Annotated in this window: 17 protein-coding genes; 13 read left to right on the plus strand and 4 right to left on the minus strand. The window is 70.6% G+C overall.

All coding sequences use genetic code 11. The features are described 5' to 3' along the window. Window positions 1-60: 60 nt before the first annotated feature. Both HJG52_RS03000 and HJG52_RS03005 read left to right on the plus strand, forming a co-directional pair. Entirely contained in the window at window positions 61-414 is a 354-nt protein-coding gene (locus tag HJG52_RS03000) for a single-stranded DNA-binding protein (RefSeq protein ID WP_171242056.1), read from the plus strand. 76 nt (window positions 415-490) lie between these two features. After that, window positions 491-1954 (plus strand): oligopeptide:H+ symporter, encoded by a 1464-nt coding sequence (locus tag HJG52_RS03005; protein ID WP_171242057.1) that lies wholly within the window; start codon window positions 491-493, stop codon window positions 1952-1954. Here the strand turns inward: HJG52_RS03005 and HJG52_RS03010 are convergent. The 4 genes from HJG52_RS03010 to HJG52_RS03025 all read right to left on the minus strand — a co-directional run bounded on the left by HJG52_RS03010 (window position 1951) and on the right by HJG52_RS03025 (window position 8238). After that, window positions 1951-3045 carry an ATP-binding cassette domain-containing protein gene (locus HJG52_RS03010; protein ID WP_171242058.1) on the minus strand — a complete coding sequence of 365 codons (1095 nt, stop codon included), beginning with the start codon at window positions 3043-3045 and terminating at the stop codon, window positions 1951-1953. The genes HJG52_RS03005 and HJG52_RS03010 overlap by 4 nt on opposite strands. Beyond that, the gene (locus tag HJG52_RS03015; protein WP_346767537.1) at window positions 3042-4490 is read right to left on the minus strand and encodes an ABC transporter permease; all 1449 of its coding nucleotides are present in this window, start codon (window positions 4488-4490) and stop codon (window positions 3042-3044) included. Before HJG52_RS03015 ends, HJG52_RS03010 begins: the two co-directional genes overlap by 4 nt. 95 nt (window positions 4491-4585) lie before the next feature. Then, on the minus strand, window positions 4586-5608 hold the full coding sequence (locus tag HJG52_RS03020) for an iron ABC transporter substrate-binding protein (protein ID WP_171242059.1): 1023 nt from the start codon (window positions 5606-5608) through the stop codon (window positions 4586-4588). Continuing rightward, on the minus strand, window positions 5608-8238 hold the full coding sequence (locus tag HJG52_RS03025) for an AMP-binding protein (protein ID WP_171242060.1): 2631 nt from the start codon (window positions 8236-8238) through the stop codon (window positions 5608-5610). Before HJG52_RS03025 ends, HJG52_RS03020 begins: the two co-directional genes overlap by 1 nt. 51 nt (window positions 8239-8289) lie before the next feature. Between HJG52_RS03025 and HJG52_RS03030 the strand changes: the two genes are divergently transcribed. From HJG52_RS03030 to HJG52_RS03080, 11 genes are all read left to right on the plus strand, one after another. Further along, window positions 8290-8748: a helix-turn-helix transcriptional regulator gene (locus tag HJG52_RS03030; RefSeq protein WP_430413320.1), complete on the plus strand. Its 459-nt coding sequence runs from the start codon at window positions 8290-8292 to the stop codon at window positions 8746-8748. A 35-nt stretch (window positions 8749-8783) separates the two neighbouring features. Continuing rightward, on the plus strand, window positions 8784-9194 hold the full coding sequence (locus HJG52_RS03035) for a VOC family protein (protein WP_171242061.1): 411 nt from the start codon (window positions 8784-8786) through the stop codon (window positions 9192-9194). Between the two features lie 33 nt (window positions 9195-9227). Continuing rightward, window positions 9228-11618, plus strand: a complete 2391-nt coding sequence (locus HJG52_RS03040) for an ATP-binding cassette domain-containing protein (protein ID WP_171242062.1) — start codon at window positions 9228-9230, stop codon at window positions 11616-11618. Window positions 11619-11658: 40 nt separating this feature from the next. Further along, complete coding sequence (locus HJG52_RS03045; RefSeq protein WP_346767538.1) at window positions 11659-12921, plus strand: type III PLP-dependent enzyme domain-containing protein; 1263 nt, start codon at window positions 11659-11661, stop codon at window positions 12919-12921. After that, window positions 12918-14219 carry a D-arabinono-1,4-lactone oxidase gene (locus tag HJG52_RS03050; RefSeq protein ID WP_171242063.1) on the plus strand — a complete coding sequence of 434 codons (1302 nt, stop codon included), beginning with the start codon at window positions 12918-12920 and terminating at the stop codon, window positions 14217-14219. Before HJG52_RS03045 ends, HJG52_RS03050 begins: the two co-directional genes overlap by 4 nt. 87 nt (window positions 14220-14306) lie before the next feature. Continuing rightward, a complete protein-coding gene (gene cax, locus HJG52_RS03055; RefSeq protein WP_171242064.1) occupies window positions 14307-15404 on the plus strand; it encodes a calcium/proton exchanger in 1098 nt (365 codons plus the stop codon). Window positions 15405-15411: 7 nt separating this feature from the next. Continuing rightward, window positions 15412-16005, plus strand: a complete 594-nt coding sequence (locus HJG52_RS03060; protein WP_171242065.1) for a 2-phosphosulfolactate phosphatase — start codon at window positions 15412-15414, stop codon at window positions 16003-16005. Between the two features lie 173 nt (window positions 16006-16178). After that, complete coding sequence (locus HJG52_RS03065) at window positions 16179-16688, plus strand: FBP domain-containing protein (protein ID WP_171242066.1); 510 nt, start codon at window positions 16179-16181, stop codon at window positions 16686-16688. A 102-nt stretch (window positions 16689-16790) separates the two neighbouring features. Then, window positions 16791-17237 (plus strand): hypothetical protein, encoded by a 447-nt coding sequence (locus HJG52_RS03070; RefSeq protein ID WP_171242067.1) that lies wholly within the window; start codon window positions 16791-16793, stop codon window positions 17235-17237. Continuing rightward, on the plus strand, window positions 17234-18787 hold the full coding sequence (locus HJG52_RS03075; protein ID WP_171242068.1) for a multicopper oxidase family protein: 1554 nt from the start codon (window positions 17234-17236) through the stop codon (window positions 18785-18787). Before HJG52_RS03070 ends, HJG52_RS03075 begins: the two co-directional genes overlap by 4 nt. Before the next feature lie 28 nt (window positions 18788-18815). After that, window positions 18816-19715: a hypothetical protein gene (locus HJG52_RS03080; RefSeq protein WP_171242069.1), complete on the plus strand. Its 900-nt coding sequence runs from the start codon at window positions 18816-18818 to the stop codon at window positions 19713-19715. Window positions 19716-19717 lie beyond the last annotated feature (2 nt).

A 19717-nucleotide genomic window follows, 5' to 3' on the forward strand; every position in this document is an offset into this window, starting at 1 on the left:
GTCCACAGGCAGGACGGACGGGCTGTTGCTGCGGGTGCCCGCCGAGTCAGGCTCGGGGGCATGGACGAGACGGATGAGTGGGTCAACGAGGTACGGCTGGTGGGACGGTTCAGCGGCGAGGTCACCGTCCGCGAGCTGCCCAGTGGCGACACGGTCGCCGGGTTGCGGCTCGTGGTCCCGCGGGCGAGGCCGCGCGAGGGCGGGGCGAGTGTCGACACCATCGACGTGGCGTGCTGGTCGGCCCGGACCCGGCGGGCGGCGGGCACCCTGGGCGACGGCGACCTGGTGGAGGTGTCGGGGGCCTTGCGGCGGCGCTTCTTCCGGGCCGGGTCGGCGGCGGTCAGCAGGTACGAGGTGGAGGCATTGAGCCTGCGCCGGCTGCGGCGCCGGGCCCTGACCGACACGGCGGGTTGACGGCGTCCACCGCGCACGTCGCACCGATGACGGGGCCGTTTTGCCCCGGTTCCCGGGACAGTGGCATGGTCGCTGGGTGAGCACTTCCTCCCGCACCGACGGCACCTCCACCGACACCGGCTTCTTCGGGCAGCCCCGGGTGCTGGCCAACCTGTTCGGCGTCGAGCTGTGGGAGCGGTTCAGCTTCTACGGCATGCAGGGCATCCTGCTGATCTACCTGTACTACTCGGCCGCGCGCGGTGGGCTCGGGATCGACGAGGGCGTCGCCACCGGCATCGTCGGCGCCTACGGCGGTGCCGTCTACCTGTCGACGATCCTCGGCGCCTGGGTCGCCGACCGGCTGATCGGTCCGGAGCGCACGCTGTTCTACAGCGCCGTCCTGGTCATGCTCGGCCACATCGCGCTCGCGGTCCTGCCGGGACTGCTCGGCGTGGGCGTGGGGCTCGTCCTCATCGCCCTCGGCAGCGGTGGCGTCAAGGCCAACGCGACCTCGCTCGTGGGTTCGTTGTACGACGAGCACGACGAGCGGCGTGATGCGGGCTTCTCGCTGTTCTACATGGGCATCAACATCGGCGCGTTCTTCGGACCGCTGCTCACCGGGCTGCTGCAGAAGGAGTGGGGCTTCCACTTCGGCTTCGGGCTGGCTGCGGTCGGCATGGCGGCCGGGCTGGTCCAGTACGCCCTCGGTCGCAAGCGGCTGCCCGCCGAGACCAACCACGTCGCCAACCCGCTCCCCGCGAGTGCCCGCGGCCGCTACCTCCTGGCCGGGGTCGCAGCGCTCGTGCTCGTGCTCGTGCTGGCGCTCACGGGTGTCATCACGGCCGGCCGGCTCTCCACCATCGTCATCGCCCTCAGCGCGATCGCGGCGGTGGTCTACTTCGTCGTCATCCTGTCCAGCCGCGACCTGAGCCCCATCGAGCGGCACCGGGTGCTGGCGTTCATCCCGATGTTCCTCGCGAGCGCGGTCTTCTGGTCGCTCTACCAGCAGCAGTTCACCGTCGTGACGATCTACTCGGACAAGCGGCTCGACCGGAACCTCTTCGGCTGGGAGATGCCGGTGTCCTGGGTCAACTCGATCAACCCGGTCTTCATCATCGTGCTGGCCGGGGTGTTCGCGGCGCTGTGGACCCGGCTGGGCGACCGCCAGCCGTCGACACCCGTCAAGTTCGGTCTCGGCACCCTGCTGATGGGTGTGGCCTTCCTCGTCTTCCTGCTCATGCCGGCCGGCGACCACTCGGTACCCTTGCTGGGCCTGGTGCTGATCCTGCTCGTCTTCACCATCGCCGAGCTGCTGCTGTCACCGGTCGGCCTGTCGCTGGCCACCAAGCTGGCGCCGGCCCGGTTCACCACCCAGATGGTCGCCCTGTTCTTCCTGTCGGTGGCGCTGGGGACGGCGATGGCGGGCAAGCTCGCCGGCTACTACGACCCGAGCGACGAGGGCCCGTTCTTCCTCTGGGTCGGCGGGGTCGCCATCGTGGTCGGCATCGTGATGCTGGCGCTCACCAAGCCGATCTCACGCCTGATGGAGGGCGTGCGCTAGGCCCGCTCGGGTTCCTCGCCGGAGGCGGCCGGGAAGAGCCGTGCGTCACCACGCACCGACACCTCGACCTGGTCACCGGGGCCGGGGCTGCCGTCGCCGGGCACCCGGGCCAGGACGGTCGCCGTCACGCGGCCACTCGGATCCGCCGGGAGCTCGAGCTCGACGAGCACGTCGTGGCCGAAGTACTCCGTCGAGCGGACCACGGCCGGGATGCGTCCGGCACCGGAGGCCTGGTCGTCCGTGACCGGTGTGAGGGCGAGCTGCTCGGGACGCACGGCCACCTGCACGGGTCCGTGCGGCTTCGGGTCGACCTGGGGGAGCGTGCCGAGGGGGGAGCGCACCACGCGTCCGTCGGCCACACCCGGCACCACGACGAGGTCGCCGAGGAAGCTGGCGGTGTCGCGGTCGACCGGGTGCTCGTAGACCTCCCGCGGCGGCCCCACCTGGACGATGTTGCCGCTGCGCATGATGGCGAGCTGGTCGGCGAAGGACAGGGCCTCGCCCTGGTCGTGGGTGACGAGCAGGACCGTCACGTCCTGGGCGGCGAGCGCGTCCGCCACGGCCCGACGCGTGCTGGAGCGCAGGGCGGCGTCGAGCGCGCTGAACGGCTCGTCGAGCAGCATCACCTTGGGCTCCGGCGCGAGCGACCGGGCCAGGGCGACGCGCTGTTGCTGGCCGCCGGAGAGCTGGTCGGGCCGGCGCTCGCGGAAGTCCGCAGGCAGCCCGACGAGCTCGAGCAGCTCCTCGACACGGCCGGGGGAGCGGCGCATGCCGCCGGGCAGGCCGAAGGCGATGTTCTCGCCGACGGACAGGTGGGGGAAGAGGTTGCCCTCCTGGGCGAGGTAGCCGATGCCGCGCTTCTCCGGCGGCGTCCAGGCACCGGGGGCGACGACGGGGCGCCCGTCGAAGGCGACGCGACCGTCGTCCGGGCGGTGGAACCCCGCCACCACGCGCAGCAGGGTGGTCTTGCCGCACCCCGACGGCCCGAGGATGGCCGTGGTGGTGCCGGGTGCGACGTCGAGGTCGACGTCGCGCAGGACGACGTTGTCGCCATACCTCGCGGTGACACCGCGTACCTCGAGACCACTCACGAGGTCTCAGCCTTCCACTCCCGCAGGAGCAACCACGTGAGGGGGGCCGACAACACCACCAGCACCACGGCATACGGGGCAGCGGTGCCGTAGTCGAGCGAGTCGCTCGCGGCCCAGAAACCGGTCGCGAGCGTGGTCGTGCCGGTCGGCGCGAGGAGCAACGTGGCGGTCAGCTCGGTAGAGGTCGCGATCGCGACCATGGCGAACCCGGCGAGGACGCCGGGAAGCACGAGCGGCACCACCACGCGACGCAGGGCACGCACCGGTCCGTCACCGAGGGCCCGGGCCGCGTCGAGCAACGTCATCGGCGCGAGCGCGAGGGCGGCACGCGTCGTGACCACCGCCCGCGGCAGGAAGAGGACGAGGTAGGCCAGCACCAGCAGGACCGGGCCCTGGTAGAGCGGCGGCGCCCACCGGATCGCCACGGTGACCAGGGCCAGCGCCACCACGACACCGGGCAGGCCGCTGGCGAGGTAGGTCAGCCGCTCGAGGAGCACCCCGCCTGGGCCGTGGCTGCGCCTCAGCACCAGTGCGATGGGGAACGCGGCGAGGACCGCCAGCGCACCGGCGACAAGCGCGAGCAGGACGGTCGACCCCAGGGAGGCCAGCAGCGCGCCGATGTCGACCGAGCCGCTGCCGGCGACGAGCCAGCGGGTGATGCTGTAGGCCGGCACGCCCAGCGCCAGCAGCGTCAGCAGCGAGGTGCCGACCAGGGCCGGGACCAGCCACGGCCCGAGCGGCGCCGGCAGCGCGCGACGCGTGACGCCGGCGCCGACGCGGGCGTGGTGCCGCCGTCCCCGCCACCGGTGCTCACCGACCAGGACGAGTGCGCACAGCGCGAGCAGCAGGCTCGCCAGGACGCTGCCACCGGCGGTGTCGAAGGCCGCCTCGTACTGGTCGAGGATCGCGGTCGTGAACGTCGGGAACCGCACCATCGCCAGCACGCCGAACTCGGCGAACAGGTGCAGCGCGACGAGCAGCGCACCACCGAGGATGGCCGGCCGCAGCTGCGGCGCGACGACCCGGGCGAACGTGCGCCACGGTCCGTGACCCAACGAGCGCGCCGTGTCCTCCCACGACCGGTCCAGCCCCCGCAGCGCCGCCGACACCGGCAGGAACACGAACGGGAAGTAGGACAAGGTCGTCACCAGGCTCGCCCCGAACAGCCCCGTCATCGACGGGCGCAGGCTGATCCACGCGTAGGCATTGACGAACGCCGGCACGGCGAGCGGCGCGACGAACGCGATCCGCCACCAGCGCGCCCCCGGCAGCCGGGTCCGCTCGACCAGCCACGCGCAGGTCACGCCCACGACGACGCTGGTCGTCGTGGCCACGGCGACGAGCGCGAGCGTGTTGCGCAGCAGCTCGCCGACGCGCGGGCGCATCACCTGGTCGTACGCCGACGCCCACCCGTCGCCGAGGGCCGTCACCAGGACGACGCCCACGGGCAGCAGCGTCAGCGCCGTGACCAGGGTGGCCGCGACGACGAGCGGGAGGGGGACGAGGCGCCCGGGCGGGCGGGCGCCGGGGTGGCGCCGACTCAGAGGATGCCTGCCTTGGTCATCAGGTCGATCACCTTGGGACCGTCGAGGGTGAACGGGTCGACCTTGGGCGCCTGCAGGGAGTCCAGCGGTGGCAGCGCGGGGTCGGACGGGGAGTCCACGCCCACGGCATACTCCATCGACTTGGACTCGGCCAGCACCTTCTGGCCCTTGGGGCTGGTGATCCAGGCGAGGAACTTCTGGGCGTCGGCCGCGCGCTTGCTCGACTTGAGCACCCCGCCGCCGCTCACGCTCACGAACGCACCCACGTCCTGGTTCTTGAAGTAGTGCAGCTTGGTGTTGCCGCTGCCCTCCTTGGTGAGGGCCTGGTCGCGGTACCAGTAGTAGTGGTACATGATCCCCATCGGGACCTCGCCGGCGTTGACGGCCTTCATCGTGGCGATGTTGTTCTGGTAGGCCTTCGAGTTCTTCTTCAGCGCGGCCAGCCAGTCGGCGGTGACCTTCTCACCCTTGGCCTCCAGCATGCCGGCCACGATCGCCTGGAAGTCGGCGCCCGTCAGGGCGGCACCCCACTTGCCGGCGTACTCGGGCTTGGCCAGGTCGAGCATCGACTTCGGCAGGTCGGCCTCGCTGATCTTGCTGGGGTTGTAGACGAGCACCGTCGAGCGGGCCCCGATGCCGACCCAGTCACCGGTGCTCGGCCGGAACTGCGGCTGCACCTGGTCCAGCGTGCTCTGGTCGACCTTGGCGAGCAGCCCGGCGTTCTGCACGACCGTGATCGCGGGGCTGTTCTCCGTCAGGAACACGTCGGCCGGCGACCGCTTCCCCTCCTGGACGATCTGGTTGCCCATCGAGGAGTCCTTGCCCTGGCGGACCTGCACCTGGATGCCGGTGTCCTTGGTGAAGCCCTCGACCCACGGCTTGGTGAGGTTCTCGTGCTGGGCGCTGTAGATGGTGAGCTTGTTGGGGTCGAGCTTGGGCTCGCCGCTGCCGGAGCCGCAGGCGGCGGTCAGCAGGAGGGCGAGTGCCGCGCCGGCGGCAGGGAGGATGCGGACGCGCATCAGGACACCTCGGTCAGTGATCGTGGAATGGGTGGGTGGACAGCTGGGGGAGCAGGGGTATGCCGCGTGCGCGCCCTGGTGGTCGCCTTGGTGGTCGTGCCGAGCCGGCGGCGCAGCAGGCGTGGCCCGCGGCTGCAGACGAGCCAGACCAGGATCCCCAGACCGAGCGACGTCGCGAGGTTGACCCACGACGAGCCGGTCAGGCGGTAGACCTCGAAGTGCGTCAGGTACACGTACAACGACGCGCTCGCGAGGACCGAGACGGCGGGCACGAGCAGCCGCGGCACGGGGATGGTGCGGACCCAGATGATGGTGAGCAGGCCTGCGGCGATGGTGGCCTCGCGGACGGGGTTGTCCATGAAGCCCGGCAGCGACGCGAGGACGATGGCGCTCAGCACGAGCCGGTCACGGCGCCGGGTGGCGACCGCGGCAGCCCAGCCGATCGCGACGAGCCACAGCACCGCGGGCGCTGTTCCGCGTCCCGGCGGCGAGGTGAGGTCGAAGACGTCGAGCCGGGCGAACGCCGTCACGGCGGCGACCGTGGCCGCCACGGCGAACGGCCTTGCGTGGTACCAGCGGCGGACGGCCGGTACGGACAGCACGCCCGCCAGCGCGACCAGCACCCAGACGAGGGCCTCGATGAACCACAGCCGCCAGGTGGAGGTCCAGTGGTCGGGGCCGAACACCCAGTTGAGCAGGAGCGCGTTGGCGGCGGAGTAGGAGCCGTTGACCAGCCCCACGGCGATGACCCAGAGGGCGGTCGGCACGGCGATCCGGCCGATGGTGCGTCCGACGCGCTGCCACAGGCCGGTCGCGGTCGGCGCGCTCGCGGCGAAGCGGGCGAAGTTGTAGCCCGCGACGCCGAGCAGGATGTGCGCTCCACCGAGGATGCGGAAGAGGTGGACGTGGGTGCCGACGATCGTGAGCACCGCGGCCGCCCGCAGGACGAGGGTGCTGTCGATGCGGGCGACCCAACGCTGGCCCACCGTGGGCGTCGTGGTGTCGTCGGCGCGGTATGCCGCCAGCTCACCGATCGTGCGCCGCGGCCAGTCGTCGGGCAGCGTCCCGAGGCGGTCCTCGAGGCGCACCGAGAGCTCGACGTAGGACAGGGAGTCGCCGCCGAGGCCGACGAAGGTGGAATCCTCGGTGGTGTCGGGGCGCGCAAGGACGTCGGCGTACAGGACCACGAGGTCCGTCGCGGTCCTGCCCTGTGGCGTGCTGTTGGTCGCCCTTTGCGCCGCCTCGTCGAGCAGTGCGACCGCCGCAGGGCGGTCCGGCTTTCCGTTGCTGTGCCGGGGAATCCGTTCCACCGGCAGCACGTCGACGACATGTTCGGGCAGGCCGCTCGCCAGCGCGACGGTCTCGGCTGCCGTGGTGTCCCCTCCGCACACCACGGCCCCGAGCCGGTCGCCCTGCGCCGCCACGACGGCTTCCCAGCCACGCGCCGACAGGGCGGCCTCGACCCGCTGCACGTCGATGCGCACGCCCATCACCTTCACGAACGACGCGCGCCGGCCCACCACCTCGAGCGAGCCGTCGTGGCTGACGCGCCCAAGGTCGCCGGTGTCGAGCGTCGTCACGTCACGGCCACGGGCGAGGTCCGCCGGCTCCGCGGCATACCCCAGCATCACGCTCGGGCCGTGGAACCGCAGCGCGCCCACCTCGCCGGCCGGCACGTCCCGGCCGTCTTCGTCGACGACGCTGAAGGAGCCGTCGCCGACGGGCAGTCCGACGCTGCCCGGGCCGGTCAGTGCGCGGCCGGGGGCGCTCACGGCCATGCGTGCGGTCGCCTCGGTCTGGCCGTACATCACCCGCAGGTCCCAGCCCTCCTCCTGGCCGCGACGCGCCCACTGGAGCACCTTGTCCGGTGCCAGCCGTCCACCGGCCTGGGTGAGGAGCCGCAGCGACGGCACGCTGCCGGTGGATGCCGCGCTGTGGTCGAGCAGGTCGAAGGTGTAGGGCACGCCGGCGAGGTTGGTGACAGAGAGCTCGCGCAGCATGGGCCAGAAGCCGGGGTCGACGACCGAGGCGTCGGTGAGCACCACGGACGCACCGACCGCGAGGTGGGAGTGCAGGACCGACAGCCCGTAGCAGTAGTGCAGGGGCAGTGCCGTGACGCCGCGGTCGGTGGCGCGCAGGCCGAGGGCCGCGGCGATGTCGTGGGCGTTGGTCGTCACCGACGCGGCTGAGAGGCGCACGAGCTTGGGGGAGCCCGTGCTGCCCGAGGTCGACATGAGCAGCGCGAGGTCGGGGTGCAGGACGTGGCGGCCCTCGTCGGATGAGTGCTCCAACCGCCACCCCGCAGGCGTCGGGTGCGCGTGGTCGTCGGGCGTCCACACCCGGGCGATGTCGGCGGCCCGGCCGGGCTCGCTCAGGACGACGACGTGTCCCGCCTGCAGCGCCGCGAGGTAGGTCACGACCGCGTCGACCGTCGGGGTGAGCTCGACGAGGACGAGGCGGCGGCGCGGGCCCGGCCAGGCGCGCGCGACGTCGTCGACACGCCGGGCCAGCTCGGAGTAGGTGACCTGCTCGTCGCGGGTGACGAGGGCGGCGTCCGTGCCGTGGGCCGCGAGGGCCTCGGTCCTCCAGAGCGGGCGCGGCGAGGTGGTGGTGCGCGCGTCCGTCGTCATAGCAAGGGAAGGCTAACCTAAGTGGGGTTGGGCTTTGCAACCTCGTCCGACGTGACCCGTGGCACCATCGTGGTCGTGGGCGCGACGACGACTGGTGCGACAGCCGCGCAGGCGGCTCGGCTGGCCGAGCTGACCCGGCTGCGCCGGGTGCGCGACCGGATGGACCGCGAGTACGCCCAGCCGCTGGACGTCGAGGCGCTCGCGCGGGGAGTGCACATGTCGGCGGGGCACCTGAGCCGGCAGTTCAAGGCGGTCTACGGCGAGTCGCCCTACAGCTACCTCATGACCCGCCGGATCGAGCGGGCCATGGCACTGCTGCGGCGCGGCGACCTGTCGGTCACCGAGGTCTGCTTCGAGGTCGGCTGCTCGTCCCTGGGCACCTTCTCGACGCGCTTCTCCGAGCTGGTGGGTATGCCGCCGAGCGAGTACCGGACCGCGCACGCCGAGGGCGGAGCGGAGCCGCCGTCGTGCATCACCAAGGCGGTCACGAGACCGGTCAGGAATCGATAAGCAGCCCGGTGCCTGCGCGTCCGAGGTTTGCCGCCATGGACATCACCATTCACTACGCGTTCCTCCCGCAGACCGACCCGGAGGCAACGCTCGGCTTCTACCGGGACACCCTGGGGTTCGAGGTGCGCCAGGACGTCGGCTACGACGGGATGCGCTGGCTCACCGTGGGACCGCCGAACCAGCCGCAGACCGGCATCGTGCTCCACCCACCCGCTGCCGAGCCGGGACTCACCGACGACGAGCGCCGCACCATCCTCGAGCTGATCGCCAAGGGCAGCTACGGCGCACTCACCCTCGCCACCGACGACCTCGACGGGCTCTTCGAGAAGCTGGTCGCGGCGGGCGCCGAGGTCGTGCAGGAACCCACCGACCAGCCCTACGGAGTGCGCGACTGCGCGTTCCGCGACCCGACCGGGAACCTGTTGCGCATCAACCAGGTTGACTGACCGGCATACCCACGCTCGACCCAGGGAGAAACGATGACCCCGTCCGCCAGGACGAAGCCCGCCGCCGAGAGCTCCGTGGCCGACAGCCACGACATGATCCGGGTGACCGGCGCCCGCGAGAACAACCTCAAGGACGTCAGCGTCGAGCTGCCCAAGCGTCGCCTCACGGTCTTCACCGGCGTGTCGGGCTCGGGCAAGAGCTCGCTGGTCTTCGCGACCATCGCGGCCGAGTCGCAGCGGATGATCAACGAGACCTACAGCGCGTTCGTCCAGGGGTTCATGCCCAACCTGGCCCGACCCGAGGTCGACCACCTCGAGGGGCTCACGACCGCGATCATCGTCGACCAGGAGCGGATGGGGGCCAACCCGCGGTCGACCGTCGGCACCGCGACCGACGCGAACGCGATGCTGCGGATCCTGTTCTCCCGCTTGGGAAAGCCATACGTCGGACCGCCGCCGGCGTACTCGTTCAACATCCCCACCCGCAAGGCCAGTGGCGTGATGAGCACCGAGAAGGCCGGCGGTCGCACGGAGAAGTCGGTCGTGCGCAACGTCGTCTATCTCGGTGGGATGTGCCCGCGGTGTGAGGGGATGGGCCACGTCAGCGACATCGACCTGACGGCGCTCTACGACGAGACCAAGTCGCTGCGCGACGGCGCGTTGACGGTGCCGGGGTACTCGATGGACGGCTGGTACGGCCGCCTGTTCGAGGGCGTCGGCCTGCCGATGGACAAGCCGATCAAGTCGTTCACCAAGAAGCAGCTCGAGACGATGCTCTACGCCGAGCCGACCAAGATCAAGGTCGAGGGTGTCAACCTCACCTTCGAGGGGATCATCCCCAAGATCCAGAAGTCGATGCTGTCCAAGGACCCCGAGGGCATGCAGCCGCACGTGCGTCGCTTCGTCGAGCGGGCGGTGACCTTCCAGACCTGCCCGGAGTGCGACGGTACCCGGCTCACGGCCGAGGCCAGGTCCTCGAAGATCAAGGGCAAGAACATCGCCGACCTGTGCGCCATGCAGATCACCGACCTGGCCGAGTGGGTGCGGGACCTCAAGGAGCCGTCGGTGGCGCCGCTGCTCAAGGGGCTGCAGCACCTGCTCGACTCGTTCAGCGAGATCGGGCTGGGCTACCTGTCGCTGGACCGTCCGGCGGGGACGCTGAGCGGGGGAGAGGCCCAGCGCACCAAGATGATCCGCCACCTCGGGTCGTCGCTCACCGACGTCACCTACGTCTTCGACGAGCCCACGATCGGGCTGCACCCGCACGACATCGAGAAGATGAACAACCTGCTGCTGCAGCTGCGGGACAAGGGAAACACGGTCCTCGTGGTCGAGCACAAGCCCGAGACGATCGCCATCGCCGACCACGTCGTCGACCTCGGCCCGGGCGCCGGGTCCAAGGGTGGCGAGATCGTGTTCGAGGGCGAGGTCGCGGGCTTGCGCAAGAGCAAGGGCGTCACCGGTGCGCACCTGGACCACCGGGCGTCGCTCAAGGAGTCGGTGCGTGGGTCGACCGGGGCCCTGGAGATCCGTAAGGCGTCGACCCACAATCTGCGCAACGTGGACGTCGACGTGCCGCTCGGCGTCCTCACCGTGGTGACGGGTGTCGCCGGTTCGGGCAAGAGCTCGCTCATCCACGGGTCGCTGGCCGGGCGCGACGAGGTCGTCGTCATCGACCAGGGTGCGATCAAGGGCTCCCGGCGCAGCAACCCCGCCACGTACACGGGGCTGCTGGAGCCGATCCGCAAGGCGTTCGCCAAGGCCAACAACGTCAAGCCGGCCCTCTTCTCGTCCAACTCCGAGGGTGCGTGCCCGTCGTGCAACGGGGCTGGCGTCATCTTCACCGAGCTGGGCGTGATGGCGACAGTGGAGTCGCCGTGCGAGGAGTGTGGGGGCAAGCGGTTCAAGCCCGAGGTGCTCGGGTACGAGCTGGCCGGCAAGGACATCTCCGAGGTGCTGGCCATGTCGGTGGCCGAGGCCGAGGACTTCTTCGAGGCCGGTGCGGCGAAGAACACCGCCGCGCACAAGATCCTCGACCGGCTGGTCGACGTCGGGCTGGGGTACCTCACGCTCGGTCAGCCGCTGACCACGCTCTCCGGTGGTGAACGGCAGCGCCTGAAGCTGGCGACGCAGATGGCGGAGAAGGGCGACGTCTACGTGCTCGACGAGCCGACGACTGGCCTGCACCTCGCCGACGTCGAGCAGCTGCTGGGGCTGCTCGACCGGCTCGTCGAGTCCGGCAAGTCGGTCATCGTCATCGAGCACCACCAGGCCGTCATGGCGCACGCCGACTGGATCATCGACCTCGGACCGGGCGCCGGGCACGACGGTGGAAAGGTCGTCTTCGAGGGCACACCGGCCGACCTCGTCAAGGGGAAGGCGACGCTCACGGGCAAGCACCTCGCGGCATACGTCGGCGCCTGACCCATCCCGCGGACGGGCGCTGCGTGGCAGGATCCGGCGGGTGAGCAGCCCGATCGACCTGACCAGCCCACCGGCCACGACACCGTGGCGGGATCCGGCGTCGTGGTGGCCACGACTGACCGAGGCGACGGCCGACCTCGACCCGCCGTTCGGCGTCCTGTCGGTCGACGCGCTCGCGTGGAACACCCATGACCTGCTGCGGCGGGCGAACGGGCTGCCGATCCGCGTGGCGAGCAAGTCGGTGCGCGTGCGGGGCGTGCTCGACTCGGTGCTCGCCGTGCCCGGGTACGCCGGTGTGCTGGCCTACACGCTGCCCGAGGCCCTGTGGCTGGCCGCGGGCGATCGTGGTCACCGGGACGTGGTCGTCGCCTACCCCAGTGCCGACCGAGGGGCTCTACGTGCGCTCGCCCAGTCGGAGGAGCTCACGTCGCGCGTGACGATCATGGTGGACGACGTGGCCCAGCTCGACCTCATGGATTCCGTTGTGGCGCCTGCTAATCGGCCCGAGGTGCGCGTCTGCCTCGAGCTGGACGCGGCCTACCGGCACCCCGTCCTCGGACACATCGGGGTGCGCCGGTCACCGGTGCGCGAGGCCCACGAGCTGCAGCGGCTGGCCACGGTCGTTGGCGCCCGCGATGGATTCCGGCTCGTGGGCGTGATGGCGTACGAGGCGCAGATCGCCGGTCGGGGCAACGCCGGTGGAGGCATGGGACGGGTGATGCGGGCCATCCAGCAGGCGTCCGCGACCGAGCTCGCGGAGCGACGTGGCGCCGCAGTTGCGGCAGTGCGCCGCGTGGCGGACCTGGAGTTCGTCAACGGCGGCGGGACGGGCTCGATCGAGTCGACGCATGCCGACGGGTCGGTGACGGAGGTGGCCGCCGGGTCGGGGCTGTTCGGGCCGCACCTGTTCGACGGGTACGAGCACTTCCAGCCCGCTCCGGCCGCCTCGTTCGCGCTCAGTGTGGTGCGCCGGCCGACCGGCCCCGACGGAGACATCGTGACCGTCCTGGGCGGTGGCTGGATCGCCTCCGGTGCGCCGGGCGCAAGCCGGATGCCCGAATTCATTTGGCCGCAAGGACTTTCGTACCTCGGACGAGAAGGTGCCGGCGAAGTGCAGACGCCGCTCCAAGGGGATGCGGCCCGAAGGCTGCGGGTGGGAGACCGGGTCTGGGCGCGGCATACCAAGGCTGGCGAGCTGAGCGAGCACGTCAACGAGCTGGTCCTCGTGTCGACGGCCGATGGTGGGGCCGCGGTCGTGGGTTCGGTGCCGACCTACCGCGGCGAGGGAAAGGCGTTCCTGTGACGACGACGTGGCAGAACTGGGGACGCAGCGTGCGCGCCGAACCCGTGGAGGTCGCTCAGCCCGGCAGCGTGGGCGAGGTGGTCGAGGTCGTCCGCGGTGCGCGAGAGCGTGGGTTGACAGTCCGACCGGTTGGCGCCGGCCACTCGTTCACCGCCATCGCCGCGACGGACGGTGTGCTGCTTGATCTTTCGCGACTTTCGGGCGTGCTGGAGGCCGACATCGGCTCCGGTCGGGTACGCCTTGGCGCCGGGACCCACCTACACCAGCTGCCGGACCTGCTGGGCCCGCTCGGGCTGGCGCTGGAGAACATGGGCGACATCGACCAGCAGACCATCGCCGGGGCGATCTCGACGGGGACACACGGGACCGGTGCGACGTTCCGCGGGCTCGCGGCACAGGTCGTCGGGGTCACGCTCATCACGGCATCCGGCGACATTCTCGAGGTGGGGGAGGAGTCCAACGCCGACCTGCTTCCCGCGGTCGCGCTGGGACTCGGCGCCCTCGGCATCCTCGTCGACGTGACCGTGCAGTGTGTGCCGGCGTTCCTCCTGCGCGCGCACGAGAGCTCGGCCGGCCTCGAGGACGTGCTCTCGAACTTTGACGAGTTCGCCGTCGCCGACCACTTCGAGTGCTACTGGTTCCCGGGAACCTCGCGAGTGCAGACCAAGACCAACACCCGCGTGCCCATCGACGTCCCGCACCGGCCCCCGGGGCGCGTCGCCAGAACGCTCGACCAGCGGGTCGTGCAGAACGGGCTCCTGCGGGCGGTATGCGAGATCGGTGTCGCCGCACCACGATTCACGCCGCCGCTCAACCGGCTGGCCACCCGCGTGCTTGGGGAGAAGGTCTACACCGACCGCTCGCACGCCGTGTTCACCAGCCCGCGCCACGTCCGCTTCCGGGAGAGCGAGTATGCCGTGCCGCGTGCGGCCCTGCCCGAGGCCGTCCGCGCCTTGCGAACGCTCGTCGAGCGCAACGCCTGGCGGATCAGCTTCCCGGTCGAGATCCGCGCGGCTGCGGCGGACGATCTCTGGCTGTCCACCGCGCACGGACGGGACTCCGGTTACATCGCCGTACACCGCTACTGGAAGGAGGACTACGTCCCGTACTTCAGGGCGTTCGACACCCTCATGCGCGACTTCGAGGGGCGACCGCACTGGGGAAAGCTGCACTTCCAGGACTCCGAGTCGCTGGCGGGGGTCTACCCGAAGCTCGGTGACTTCGCGGCGGTCCGCGACCGGCTCGACCCGAACCGCCTTTTCGGAAACGCGTACCTGCGAAAGGTGCTGGGGGAGTAGCGCGTTCAGGCCCGGCCCGACCGGCAGGCGGAGGCACGGCCCCTCTCTGGCGTGCCCGCGGCATACGACCCTGCCATGATCACGGGCATGAACTCTGTGGTTGCGGAGCGCACCTTCGTCCGGTCCGACCTGGTGATCCTGGGCGGGGGAGCGGTAGCCGTCATCCTCGCGGCGGTCACGCACTTCGTCGGTGCCGGTGCGGTGATCCCCTTCGTCTGCTCGGCCGCCGCGGTCACCCTGCTGGCTTCGCTGGTCGGCCGGTCCGTGGAACAGCTGGGGGACCGGTTCGGGCCCGGTGCGACCGGCGTCCTGCAGTCGGCGCTCGGCAACCTGCCAGAGCTGTTCATCGCCCTGTTTGCACTCAAGGCCGGCCTTGTCGCGGTCGTGCAGGCGGCCCTCATCGGGTCGATCCTGGCGAACCTGCTGCTGGTGCTCGGGCTCGCGTTCCTCGTCGGCGGGCTCAAGCACGGAACCCAGCAGCTCGACTCCGAGCGCGCACGCAGCATCATCGTGCTGATGGTGCTTTCCGTTGCTGCCATGGTGGTTCCGTCGTTGGCGTTCTACGTACATACCCCCGCGGAGAAACACGAGTCGACGCTGTCGATCATCGTCTCTGTGGTGCTGCTGGTGCTGTTCGCCCTGACGCTTCCGGCGTCGCTGCGCAAGCAACAGCGCGCGGGGGAGTCGGGCGCGGAGCAGGAGGCGACGGAGTCAGAGGCGCCGCGGTGGCCGCTGTGGCTGGCTGTCGGACTGCTCGCCCTCGCGGCCATCGCAGCCGCCTTTGTCTCCGACTGGTTCGTCGTCGCCCTCGAGCCGGCCATGGAGGCGCTGAACATCTCCGAGGCGTTCGCCGGTCTCGTCGTCGTGGCGATCGCGGGCAACGCGATCGAGAACGTCGTCGGCGTGCAGCTGGCCGCGGCCGGGCGTTCGGAGTACGCCTTCTCCGTCGTCATCAACAGCCCCATGCAGATCGCGCTCGTGCTGGCGCCGTTGCTGGTGATCCTGTCGCAGGTCTTCGGGTTCGCGACGCTGACACTGGTGTTCCCGCCCATGCTGGTCGTCGCGGTAGTGATTGCCGTGATCCTCACCGCCTTCATCACCTTCGACGGCGAGTCGACCTGGATCGAGGGCGCGGCACTGATCGCCGTCTACATCGTCATCGCCGCGTCGTTCTGGTGGGGCTGAACCCGTCGTGACGGGTCTCTTCGGGCAGGACGCGTATGCCGTGCGCTTCGACTGGGGACCCGTCGGCGCCACGGCGGTGGGCGCAGAGGTGAGCGTGGTGGTCGACGTCCTCAGCTTCACGACATCGGTCACGGTCGCGGTCGAGCGCGGAATGCGGGTGTTCCCGTTCGCCTGGAAGGACAGTCGGGCGCAGGAGTTCGCCCAGTCTCGGGACGCGGTGCTCGCCGTCGGCAGGCTCGAGGCGACCAGGCCCGGCGCCGTTCCCGCTCCGTCGTTGTCGCCAGCCCAGCTGACGTCGTGCCCGTTGGTCCCGCGACTGGTCCTTCCTTCTCCGAACGGATCTTCGATCACGACCGTGCTGCAGGATTCCAGGTCGACCGACGACGTGTTCAGTCCGGAAGCCAGGTCCGCGGCAGACCTGTTCGTCGCCGTCGCCGACGCCGGACGGCTGGATGAGTCCATGCACAACTGTGTGGGCGGCCGCGAGCTCATCGCCAAGGGGTTCGTGGCCGACGTCGACGTGGCCGCTGAGCTGGATGCGTCAACAACCGTGCCCGTGCTGGTCGACGGTGCATTCGCTCCTATTGGTCAGGGCGAGTAAACGCCGATAATCCACATTATGTCATTTCAGTGAAGGCGAGCGCGTGTGGGCTCATCGCCCTCCACTGCCCCGCTGGGACTGACCTGTCCCGAGCAGATGACACCGGGGCTGCCGTATGCGAAGTCACGAAACCCGTTCGCCGACGCCAGATACCGCCGTCTACCTTGGTGCCAGTGAGACCTGTGACTGAAGCCGAGATCCGTGGCTCCTTCGTCAACGCCTCCAAGGGCGACGCCAAGCGCGCTGACCTGCCCGACCTCAGTGCCGTGGCGTGGGACAACCTCGACTACCTCGGCTGGGTGGACGCCAAGCGCGAACAGCTCGCCTACACGACGTTCGTCGTCGACACGGGCGACGGCGATGAGGTTCGCACCATGCTGCTGCGCCGGGCCCCCGCCCCGCGCGAACGCCGCAAGCTGATGTGCTCGTGGTGCCAGGACATCACCGCCACGGACAACGTGACGCTGTTCGTCGCGCCCCGGGCCGGGGCCAGCGGTCGCATGGGCAACACGGTCGGCACGTCGATCTGCACCGACTTCTCCTGCTCGAAGAACTCGCGACGGGTCCCCACCTCGATGGAGCTCCAGGACCAGGCTGACCGGGCCTGGTGGCGGCAGCAGCGGGTCGATGGGCTGCGCGAGCGGTCCCGCAAGTTCCTCGACGTGGTCATGGAGACCGCCTGAGCCACTGACGTCATGTCCCCTGACGTCATTCAGGGACGCCGCCGACTCTTTCAGGGTTGACCCCGATCCCGTGGTGCACTGCGAGTTCTTAGCGTTTGCCCCATGTACCGCCTCTCCTCGTGGTTGTTACGCGCGACCGTGACGTTGCACGCGATCATGGCGATCGCCCAGCCGTTCTCCATGGGCGAGTACCTCGACGGTGTCATCGGCGCCCTGACCTGGCACGCGGCCATCGGCGGCAGCCTCTTCCTCGTCACCGGTCTGGCTGGCACCGCATCCCTCGTGCTGGTGCTCCAGCGCGCTCCCCTGCGCCTCCTCGTGCCCCCGACGGTGCTGTTCGTCGCGGAGATCGCGCAGATTGCACTCGGTGGTGCACGGGTCCTCGCGATCCACATCCCGCTCGGCGTGGCCATCATCGGTGCCTCGGTGTGGTGGGCCTGGTGGGTCTGGCGGCCGGCCACCGCGCGACGTCGGGTGCCGGCGCGCCTGCAGGCAGTGCCACCGCTGGCTCCCGCAGACACGAGCGGCCAACACGTGGTTGCCCGATGAGGCAGCTGACCAGACGTGACCTCGGCAAGCTCGTCGGCGTGGGTGCGGTGGCTGCTGCAGGCATGTCGACCCTGTCGGGGTGCGGCAACGATGTCCGGGGCACCAGCGCCACCCTGCTGCGCAGCCGGCGCCCACTCCCGACGGCCTTCGAGGTGCCGCTCCCCCGGCCGGCGGTCCGTTGTCCCGACTCGTCCGGTCGGCTTGCGATCGTCCAGCGGGTCGCCGACGTCGAGATCCTGCCCGGGGTGAAGACGCAGGTGTGGGGCTACGACGGGACGTTTCCCGGGCCGACCATCGAGACCCGCGCCGGCTCCCCCGTCACGATCACCCACACGAACGAGCTCCCCGTCCCGACCGCGACCCACCTGCACGGCGGCCACACCCCGTCCGACAGCGATGGCTGGCCGACCGACCTCGTCGAGCCTCGTGGCGCAACCGCAAGGGCGACCGGCGGCCCGTCCCACAGTGGCGGCCACGCGAGCATGGCCGACCCAGATGCCAATGTTTCCAACGGTTCTCGCGACTACCGCTACCCCATGGACCAACAGGCGGCGACGCTCTGGTACCACGACCACCGCATGGACTTCACGGGCCCAGCCGTGTGGCGTGGCCTGGCGGGCATGCACCTCGTCCGCGACGACCACGAGGACTCCCTCGGGCTCCCCCACGGCGAACGCGAGCTGCCCCTGCTCATCGCCGACCGCTCGTTCGACTCCGACGGAGCGCTCCGCTACCCGTCCCGGGACCGCACCCTTCGCGTGCCAGGCGTCACGGACCAGTGGATGTCCGGCGTCCTCGGCGACGTGATGCTCGTGAACGGCGCTCCGTGGCCCGTCGCCGAGGTCGACGCAGCCCGCTACCGGCTGCGAATCGTCAACGCCTGCAACGCTCGTCGCGTCACCTTGGTCTTCGAAACGGGAGGACGCGGTATGCCGCTCACGCAGGTCGGCTCCGACGGCGGGCTCCTCGCGCGCCCACGATTGCTGCGTGAGCTCATCCTCGCACCGGGCGAGCGAGTCGACGTCGTGGTGGACTTCGGCACGGTCCCCGTGGGGAGTCGAGTGACCGTGCGGAACACGGTGGGTGGCGGGTCAACCTCGCAGGTGATGCAGTTCGTCGTCGCCCGCAGGGCCTCCGACGACAGCCGCGTTCCCGACCGGCTGGCCGAGCGCGCCCCCGGCCTCACGGTCCCGGCCTCGGCACCGCGACGACACTTCACCTTCGCCATGGGCAGCGACGGCGGCACCGCCCTGTGGACCATCAACGGCAAGCCCTTCGACCCGAGCCGCGCCCTCGCATCGACGCCCCGTGACCAGACCGAGGTCTGGCGGGTCACGTCCAACGTCCACCACCCGGTCCACCTGCACCTCGACCCGTTCATCGTCATCGGCCGCGAGGAGCTCGGGTGGAAGGACACGGTCGACATGAGACCCGGTGAGACCCTCGACCTCGCTGTCCGCTTCCACGACTACGCAGGCCGCTACGTCATGCACTGCCACAACCTCGAGCACGAGGACATGGCGATGATGGCGCGCTTCGACGTCACGTGAACCGCGTCCGCGTGCCAGACTCGGCGCGATGGCGGCATACCGGTTCTCCAACCTGACCAGCGCTGTCGCCGACCACCGTTCGCCCCTGAGGCGCTACCTCGACGACCACTTCCCGCACGTCCGTCCGGTCCAACACGCCTACCGCGAGCCACCACGACGGCTCCTCGTCCCCGGCGGTCCCTCCGACCCGGCAGCCATCGGCGCGGCATACGACCTCGGCGTCAGGTTCGTCCTCGACCCGACCCACTCCCCCAGCATCGCCCTCTACGGCTTCGTCACCGAACCCCGGCTGCTCGCCGTCGTCGACGCCGTGGTGTCACGCGCGCAGTCTGCGGCGGCGCACCAGGACGACGGCCAGGCCCGCGACGACCTCGCCCGGGCGTGCTGGGCGCTGGCGTGGTGCACCGACGTCTACCGCAGCGGCGGCATCCGACCGGAGTCACCGCTGGCACCGCTGCTCGCCACCGGCACGTTCACCCCTGATGCCCTCCTTCGCCTCGCCCAGCCGGACGCCCTGCGCCAGCTCGACGAGCTCGCCCGCCTGAGCCGCCAGCACCTGCTCCCACAGTTGGGTCGCCCGGTGGCGCTGGGCCCCACCTTCGAGGCATCCGCCCTGTGCGCCGCCGACGCCGACCTCATCGCCGGGCGCCTCCTGGTCGACCTCAAGACCCGGCTCGGGCCCAAGGACAAGGAGACCGGCCGGCGCAGCGACCGCCTGCGGACCGTCGACCTCTACCAGCTCGTCGCCTACGTGCTGTTCGACCGGCACGACAGGTTCGCGGTCGACTCCGTCGGCATCTACTCCGCACGCTACGCCACACTCATCACGTGGCCCCTCCAGCAGCTGCTCGACGACCTCGCCGACCAACCCGTCGACCTCCCGCGCGCCCGTGCGCAGGTGTGGCGCCTCCTGGGCGGAGCGGGCTGAGC

Origin of the sequence: Knoellia koreensis (genome assembly GCF_013041615.1) — a bacterium.
In the GTDB taxonomy this organism is placed as follows: Bacteria; Actinomycetota; Actinomycetes; order Actinomycetales; family Dermatophilaceae; genus Pedococcus; species Pedococcus koreensis.

Coding starts and splice junctions, on each gene's coding strand:
- HJG52_RS03020 (WP_171242059.1), bottom strand. CDS start 5,608: ATGCGCGTCCGCATCCTCCCTGCCGCCGGCGCGGCACTCGCCCTCCTG.
- HJG52_RS03035 (WP_171242061.1), top strand. CDS start 8,784: ATGGACATCACCATTCACTACGCGTTCCTCCCGCAGACCGACCCGGAG.
- cax (WP_171242064.1), top strand. CDS start 14,307: ATGAACTCTGTGGTTGCGGAGCGCACCTTCGTCCGGTCCGACCTGGTG.
- HJG52_RS03070 (WP_171242067.1), top strand. CDS start 16,791: ATGTACCGCCTCTCCTCGTGGTTGTTACGCGCGACCGTGACGTTGCAC.
- HJG52_RS03080 (WP_171242069.1), top strand. CDS start 18,816: ATGGCGGCATACCGGTTCTCCAACCTGACCAGCGCTGTCGCCGACCAC.
- HJG52_RS03000 (WP_171242056.1), top strand. CDS start 61: ATGGACGAGACGGATGAGTGGGTCAACGAGGTACGGCTGGTGGGACGG.
- HJG52_RS03025 (WP_171242060.1), bottom strand. CDS start 8,238: ATGACGACGGACGCGCGCACCACCACCTCGCCGCGCCCGCTCTGGAGG.
- HJG52_RS03075 (WP_171242068.1), top strand. CDS start 17,234: ATGAGGCAGCTGACCAGACGTGACCTCGGCAAGCTCGTCGGCGTGGGT.
- HJG52_RS03040 (WP_171242062.1), top strand. CDS start 9,228: ATGACCCCGTCCGCCAGGACGAAGCCCGCCGCCGAGAGCTCCGTGGCC.